This is a genomic window from Sphingopyxis sp. LK2115 (assembly GCF_014595975.1).
Lineage (GTDB): Bacteria > Pseudomonadota > Alphaproteobacteria > Sphingomonadales > Sphingomonadaceae > Sphingopyxis.
In genome coordinates this window covers 37,412-45,480 of record NZ_JABWGQ010000059.1, presented here as the reverse complement: position 1 = coordinate 45,480, position 8,069 = coordinate 37,412, and the positions used below count along the sequence as shown (strand labels likewise).

The following is an 8,069-nucleotide window of genomic DNA, read 5'->3' as shown; positions in this document are numbered from 1 at the left end:
TACACCATCGCCTACACCGGAAATTACACCACGAGCGCGGACGCTAACCTGCACCCTGACGGAGGGGGACGCCCCCTCGACCCCGCAGCCGGATACGTCCGGCAGAAAGGAGATGCGCTTGAGCGATAGCGGCTCAGAGCACAGCCCTTCCGGGCGGCGCAAGTCGGAACGGCGGCAACGCACCGCCACCATCTATGCCCGCGTCACGCCCGACGAAAAGTCGGCGTTTCTCGCCCGCGCCGACAGGGCGGGCATGGCCGCCGCCGCCTTCGCCCGCGCGGCGCTCATCGGCGAAGCCGGTCCCCGCGCGCAGCGGCGCATCCCTGCGGACAGTGCTGCGCTGCGTCAAATACTCGGCCACCTTGGCAAGACCGGCAGCAATCTGAACCAGATTGCCCGCTATCTGCATACAGGCGGCCAGCCGGAAACCGTCCTGCCGGACCTGCGTGAAGCGCTGGCCGACTTCGCCCACATCCGCAGCCTCATCTATGACGCGCTCGGCAAGGAGCCGGATCGCGCGCCAGCGGCGGCATCGCCGCTGGCCTCGGCATCCGCACCGGCTCCAATCCCGGCACCGGCAGCGCCGGAGGCCATCCCGCCTGCGGGGTTGTCCAAGTTCATCCCGCCGCCCGAACCGTGAGGCGGCGGCATGATTATCAAAGGAGGCTCACGCGCCGGACCCCGCCAGCTTGCCGCCCACCTTCAGCGCACCGACACCAACGAGCGCATGGAGGTGCTGGAACTGCACTCCGGCCTCGATGACCTGGCCGCGACCTTCCGCGACTGGCAAACCCTCTCGGAAGGCACACGCGGCAAGAAGGGCCTTTATCACGTCAATATCGACCCCGACGCCCGCTATGAGATGACGCCCCAGCAATGGGCGCGGGCTGTGGAAGTGCTGGAACAGGAACTCGGGCTGGACGGCCAGCCCCGCGCCGTCGTCCTGCACGAAAAGAAAGGCCGCCAGCACATCCATATCGTCTGGGCGCGCACCGACCTCGAAACCATGACCATGCGCTCGGATAGCAACAACTATCTCGCCCATGAGCGCGCCAGCCTCAAGCTGGAACGCGAGTTCGGTCATGAGCATGTGCCGGGGAAGCACGCGAAGCGTGACCGCACCAAGCAGCCGGAGTTCCCGCGCGCGGAGGTCAGTCATGCGGAGCATCAGCAGGCCGAACGCAGCGGCCTTTCCACCCAAGAGCGGCGGGCGCAGCTTGCGGCGCTCAAATCATCCTGTGACAGCGGCATGACGTTCAAGGCCGCCGTGGAAGAAGCGGGCTATGTGCTGGCGCGGGGCGACAGCAAGGACTTCGTGCTCGTCGGGCCGGAGGGCAGCGTTTACAGCCTGAGCCGCGAACTCAAAATGAAAGCCGCCGAAGCGCGGGCTTTCATGGCGAATGTGGACCGCGATACGCTCCCCACAGCCAGCGACGCCAAAGCCCAGCAGCGCGAGCGGCACAAAGATGCCGAGCCGCCCGCATTCGAGATGCAGCGCCCGCCCGTCGAAGATCTCGCGCCCGCGACGAAGGCGCAGGGCGAGATAACGGACGCGCAAGAGCGGGATTCCGGCGCACCGGAACTCGCGCCCGCCGTTGCGGCGGCTTTGGCTGCGCGCGAACAGGCCGAGGCCGAGAAACTGGCCAAGTGGCATCATGCCGAATTGCGCCAGCTCCGGCATGTGCTCGTTCTTGAAGCGCGGGAAAAGATAGACGGCCTGCGCCGCCAGCAGCAGGCCGAGCGCGAGCGCTTCATCCGCGATGGAAAATTGTCCGGCATCGAGGGATATATCGAAGCCCTGCAAAACCGCCTCAATCCGGGGCGCGGCGCGGAGAAGCGCCTTGAGCGCGACACCGCATGGAAACACCTGCGAGAGCGGCAGGCCATCGAGCGCGCCGACCTCCGCACATTGCTCCGTCAGGACAGAGCCGAACACATCGCGGAACTGAAAGAACGCCACGACCAGCAGCGGCGCGACCAGCAGGCGGGGTTTGCGCGGGACCGTGTCCGATATGCCGAGGACTCGGCGCGCGCGGCGCGATTGCTCGCGCAGGTCGAACAAGACCGCCGCGAGGCGGAGCTGCAACGGCAGGAAGGGCGCGCGGCGGAACCGCCGCCGAGACCGGCAAAGTAAGCGGCTCGCGTTTCCTGCAACCAGAACCGGGCCGCAAGAAAAAGAAGAAAAAGGTTGCCACAGGTCAGCAGGGCGAAGCCGCCGCCGAAGGGCTGTTCGGCTGGCTTCCCGATATGGCGGCAATATCCGCCGCCGTGTCGCGCTTCCTGCATCTGGACGCTGCGCCGTCGCCGGAACAGGTGGATACAGGCGCGACCGCGAAGGACAGCGAAGGGTTTGAAGACCCGCCCGAGCTTGTGCCCACGTTCATGCCGACGGTGCGCCGTGTGCTCTCGCGTTTCATGAATCCGGCGAAGAACCGCAGCGTGAAAAACCGCCGTGCGCGCGGCCTGCGCGCGCTACTTGCCCGCACTGGGTTCAGGTCGAAGTTTCTGCCGCAGCCTTCGCCGCCGCCTGCACCGAAACCCCTACCTCCACCGCCGCCGAAGTCGGCACAGCAAACACCCGCATCGCCATCATCATCCAAGCCGCCATCGCTGCGTGGGAAGTTCAATATGACGCCGCGTCTATAAGTATTATAGCAATACAAATAATGTATTTGAACTAAAGTTCGCTGCCGTGCCATCATTCTCTCGATGTTTATCACGTTAAAGTTTGATTCTCGTCTAATACTAATATTGATTTTGTTTTCGACACCAAATCGAAAATAGATCGAATGTGCAATTTCAATGTGAGTTGATACGAATGTTTCGAATATTTTGCGCTGCGAAGGGATTGTTGTTTTCTATCGGTGCGGCTTCGGCTTTGATTTTCACAATGGCGTCCTGTGCGGGTGCGGGCGGGCGCGATCCCCTGCCCCAGGATGCGGGTTTCAGGTATAAAATGACTATCGCCGTGGAAACGCCGGAGGGTGTCATGACAGGCAGCGCGGTTCGTCAGGTTGTTATCCGCTCGGGGCTGTCTCCTCTGCCGGAGTCTCAGGCCAGCGTGAAGGTAAAGGGTGAAGCCGTGGTTGTAGATTTGGGACCGCGCGGCGTTTTGTTTGGTCTGCTGAGCGGATATTTTCTGGGCGCTGATCATGCCTCTGACCTGCCGGGCTATGTATACTTTCCCAAAGGCGGATGGCTGTCGGCAGATGGCAACCGGAAGATGAAAGAAATCGAAAAGGGCAATCCCGTCGAACTGCCGCCGAAATGGTATCCTAAACTTGTCTACTTCAAAGACGCGAGCGACCCCAAGACCGTGGAAATGCTTCTTGAGGTAAAGCCTTGCGAGGGGCAGACGGCGGCACAGAAAGACCGGCAGTATTGCATTTATAACAATAGGTTTGAAGAAGCCTTCGGAGCGGGCGTGAGGCTGAAGTCGGTCGTGATTGAAATGACGGAGGAGCCTGTGACAAAAGCGATTGATGGCCTTTTACCGTTTCTAAACACAGTGCGCGGCGGATACTTAGATGGTCAGTTTTTGGGCGGAGGCCCTAAATTGTCTAACATTCTTCATGGAGGAGATTTCAGCAAGGGGGAGAAAGAATGACAATCAGTCACGCACTTATGAACGCTATTCTAGCAATGGACTCTTATAACCGAGGGTACAATGCGGGGCTTGTATTTGGCAATGATTCCCAGGACTCCGAAGCAATTAATGGCGTTACAAAACTTGGAGAGGCGACAGTCTATAGAAGCCTTGGAAACGAAACCGCCCAAAGCATAGGCTTCTACGCTGTTGCTTACAGCTATGCGGGAAGCACAGTAATTTCCTACCGCGGTACGGATGACATGATCGTGGAGTGGAACAATGAAACTCAGGAGTGGCAGACATCTTTGGATGTGAATAACGGCTACGGCGTTGGATCGGGTATCGCGGACACACCCCAGTCCCGCATGGCTTTTGAATTTTACCGCGCTGTGGCAGGCGCACTTAACAACAACGCCCCCGCCGACCCATATTCTGCGAATATTTCTGTTACAGGACATTCAATGGGGGCCGGATTCGCTGGTCTTGTCGGGGCCGTCTACCACAAGTCTGGCGTACTATTTGACAATATGGCTTTCGTTTCTGCTGCGGCGAGCACAACATATCCAAACGCGCAAACTCAAGCCCCTATGTATGGTCAGGACTTTTACGAGCTTATCGACGGGTCCTCCGGATACAAGGCGACAAATTACGCTAGCTTAAGCGCATACTTCGTTCAGGGTGAGGTTCTTGGAAAATTTCCTCTGGGCTTTGTTGGCGGGCATTTTGGTCAAATCAACCCGAAGCCGGAACCTTTGGATATGCATTTCAGCGATAGCCGGGTCGACCCATACGATTTGCATAGCGTGGCAACGCTCGTTATCCGCATGTTTGCCGAAGAAAAGGGGCCGGATGGGAATTTACTGAGCGGAATAGATTGGCATAAGTCATCGAAATATTTTTGGCCTGTCCTCTATGATAACCGCTTCGCGCTTGACATTGGAATGACGCTTGAGGGGCGTTACGCCGCAGAAAGTAATGCAAATGATTTAGACAGCTCCGCAAAAGATAGCGTCAAAAACTCTCATGGCTTTGATAAGGTAATGCGAACGATCATCGCCTACTCGGCTATCGATAATGGGCCTGACGATGAATTCGCCCGCCCTTATGGCGATACTGCGATACGCGCGCTCTACGACGACGCGAGCGATCTTGGCGTTGCGATGGGGGTGGCCTCGAAAGGCGCAGCCGTCCTTAGATATGCGGAACAGCTCAGCAAGGTTTTTGTCGAGTTTGCGGCGAAGCTGGCCATGGAAAAGGTGCTGCAATCAAGCGACTACGCAACGGAACATAATGCTCTGCAAGGCATATTGAGCCTGACGGAGGGAAACACGGGCATCACCGCTGATTTTTCATCTGCGAAATGGCAATTTGACAACGAGACCCCTTCAAACATTATTTCAAAGCAATTATTGCTCGGAAATCTGCGTATTGACGACCTTCAGAAGCAATACATTCTGGATCAGTTTGAACATATTCAGAAAATAACAATTTCAACGACACGGGATGCTTTTAACTATGTCATCCCGGCATCGGGCGGCAATTCTACGCAGATGTTCATCGAAAATTCGACGTCTGAATCTACAAGCGGCGCACAGATCGTTGTCGGCGGCGCAGGGAACGATGCTGTTTACGCGCGTATCGGCGGAGATTTTGTTATCGGCGGTCATGGTATCGATACAGTGGACTACTCCGGCATTTATATTGATCCGCCGGAGGGGGAGATTTACCCCGCTCCCAATTATGACCCCTACAGCTACACTACCGGGCTGGAAGCGGATTTTAGCGCCGCAGCGGAATCCGGGTTCGGCACGGTCAAGCTGATGGGCTCCATGCATACTGTCAAAGACTACCTGTTCTCGGTCGAGCATCTGACACTGACAGATTATGACGACGGCTTGTGGCTCAGCACCCCTGTGGCGGGTGTGGAGCGCTGGTTTGACGGCGGCGCTGGCGGCGATACTGTGTTTTATGATACATCAAACCTCATCCGCGACGATGTCAATTCCGTTGTGCAGAACATTAACGGAACTGGCAAAGACCATCTGTTGAACTTCGATTTCTTCGGATTTTCTCCCAGTCAATACTATGACATTGTAAACGGTAATCTGCCCGGCCCTGTGCTGAATATGGCGGCAAAATATATTATTCCGGATGTTCGTTATACATACGATGTCAACGCATCGTCTGAGAGTACGCTGGACTACTCTACCTCTGCGGCCAACATTCTCTTTACGCTTGGCGTGCAGTACAATACCGCAGAGATGTTTGACGCAAGCGGCGTGCATACACATCTGATATCAGAAACGCCCTCAATGGTTATAGGCAGTAACGCTGTCGGTAACACTATCTCTTTCTATGGCACAGGTGCATTTACCGGCGGGATTCAGGACGACACTATCGTCATTCAGACCGGCGGTTTCGAGACGATGGGCCGCATTACGATTGGCTATCAAGGTGGTTATGACCAGATTGTTTCGTATGGTAGCGAGCTTGCACCCGGCCTGAACCCTGTAAATGCGCCACTGCTGATCCTTATGGCGAATGGCATCTTGCCAGATCAGGTTTCTGTCGAGTTCTTCAATCAAAGCGAACAGGACGGCGACCCTTCGGTTGGCACCTATTTCCCCGTTACCTATGCAGACGCATTGATTACGGTTGATGGTTACGGCGCCATTTCGATTGAGGGACTGAAGCTCTATAACAACGGATCGTTCGTGCCTTTGCAAATCGCCTTCGGTGATGGAACGACTTGGGAATGGGGCGAGACCGGACAACCGGCATCGCTCTTTGATTATGACTCGTCCTTCTTTGGCAAAGGGAACTGGGACAACAACGTTCTGACGGGCTACGAAGGGCAGGACAACACGCTTCACGGCTTTGGGGGCGATGACACCATCATCGCTGGCTACGGCAACGATCTTATTTACGGCGGTGATGGCGCAGACTTTATCGATGCCGGTATGGGGGTTAACACCGTTTATGGCGGCTTTGGTGCGGACACCGTTGTTATGAGCCCCTACAGCGAGACCAACTTTGTGGATTATAGCGCGGCGCAGAAAGATATTATCATTCTGCCATATACGGTATCCGACGTTTCGCAGCTCGTGACGTCGTGGTGGACGAGCCCTCATGGCGCTCAAGGTTTGGAGCTCTATGCGGATAATACCTCTATGCTGCTCGGTATCGAAAGACCGGAAGCAGAGGATGAAGACGCCGTTGTTCGCGTGCAGTTGAATAGCGGCACCAAGCTGTCGCTTGCTGTGGATCGCGACGGCTTTATTACCAGTGTAACATCAATCGGCTCCGGCGGTGACGACGATGGCATTTACGGCACGCCGGACAACGATACACTGCATGGAACTGTCTGGCGCGACTTTATCTACGGTCTCGCTGGCGACGATGTTATCTGGGGCTATGCGGACGATGATGTGATCGTGGGCGGCGCAGGAGATGATACGCTCTATGGCGGCGTGGGCAACGACAGCTACTGGTTCAATTTAGGTGACGGTTCCGACACCATCGTTGATGAAGGTGGGTCATTGGATCGCATCCGTTTCGCTGCGTCGGTCGAATCTTCGAGCGTGTCCTATTATCAGGACGGGGATGATCTACTCATCAGATACGGCGCTGGCGCGGACGAAATCACCGTGACGGGCTTCTTTGCAAGCGACGAGACGCGCATCGAGGAAGTCGCTTTTATGGACGGCACAATTCATGACGTGGCCTATATCATTGCGGCTGTCTCCGCAGGGACGGGCACGATCACGGGTACATCCGGCGCGGACCTTCTAGAGGGCACTGAGGCCGCCGATACGATCCGCGGCCTCGGTGGCGCTGATACGCTTTACGGCTACGCCGGTAACGACATTCTGATTGGCGGAAACGGGCACGATAGCCTCTATGGCGGCCTCGGTAACGACATCCTGCGTGGCGGGAATGGTAACGACCTTCTTGTTGGAGGAGCTGGTAACGACGTCCTCAAAGGTGGCGCGGGGAATGATATTCTTCGTGGCGGCAATGGCGATGATATCCTGCGCGGCGGCGATGGAGACGACCGTCTGGTCGGCGGACGCGGCAGTGATACGCTGGACGGCGGCATCGGTGCGGATACCTTCGTGTTTCGTGCCAACCACATCGGAACCGACGTAGATACGATCAAGGATTTCAGCTTGGCGCACGGCGACAAAATCGACATCAGCAATCTTCTATCCGCCTATGATCCTCTAACGGACGCGCTGGCTGATTTCGTCCAGTTTACCCGCAGCGGCAAGAAGTCGAATATGTTTGTCGATCCCGACGGCGCAGGCACCGTGCACGACTGGGTGCATGTGGCAACGCTTCAAGGCGTGACGGCTTTGCCCGATGTGGACACGCTTGTTGCCAACGGCCACCTTCTGGCCGCATAAGACCAGCGATATGCCTCTGAACAAGAAAGCCGCCAGCGGAGTTTCGTCCGCTGGCGGTTTTCTTTTGGGCGGAG

Annotated in this window: 5 protein-coding genes; all 5 read left to right on the top strand. The window is 57.0% G+C overall.

Going from position 1 to position 8,069, the window contains the following annotated elements:
* Window positions 1-640, top strand: a 640-nt coding sequence (locus HUW43_RS14190) for a MobC family plasmid mobilization relaxosome protein (protein WP_223181551.1), incomplete at its 5' end; no start/stop codon positions are given.
* 9 nt (window positions 641-649) lie between these two features.
* On the top strand, window positions 650-2,134 hold the full coding sequence (locus HUW43_RS14185) for a relaxase/mobilization nuclease domain-containing protein (protein WP_188238010.1): 1,485 nt from the start codon (window positions 650-652) through the stop codon (window positions 2,132-2,134).
* A 134-nt stretch (window positions 2,135-2,268) separates the two neighbouring features.
* On the top strand, window positions 2,269-2,646 hold the full coding sequence (locus HUW43_RS14180; RefSeq protein WP_223181550.1) for a hypothetical protein: 378 nt from the start codon (window positions 2,269-2,271) through the stop codon (window positions 2,644-2,646).
* A 163-nt stretch (window positions 2,647-2,809) separates the two neighbouring features.
* A complete protein-coding gene (locus tag HUW43_RS14175) occupies window positions 2,810-3,607 on the top strand; it encodes a hypothetical protein (protein WP_188238008.1) in 798 nt (265 codons plus the stop codon).
* Window positions 3,604-7,995, top strand: a complete 4,392-nt coding sequence (locus HUW43_RS14170) for a type I secretion C-terminal target domain-containing protein (RefSeq protein WP_188238007.1) — start codon at window positions 3,604-3,606, stop codon at window positions 7,993-7,995. Before HUW43_RS14175 ends, HUW43_RS14170 begins: the two co-directional genes overlap by 4 nt.
* Window positions 7,996-8,069: the final 74 nt, after the last annotated feature.

Excerpts from the sequence above, each read along its gene's own strand:
- HUW43_RS14170 (WP_188238007.1), top strand. The coding sequence starts at position 3,604 with ATGACAATCAGTCACGCACTTATGAACGCTATTCTAGCAATGGACTCT.
- HUW43_RS14185 (WP_188238010.1), top strand. The coding sequence starts at position 650 with ATGATTATCAAAGGAGGCTCACGCGCCGGACCCCGCCAGCTTGCCGCC.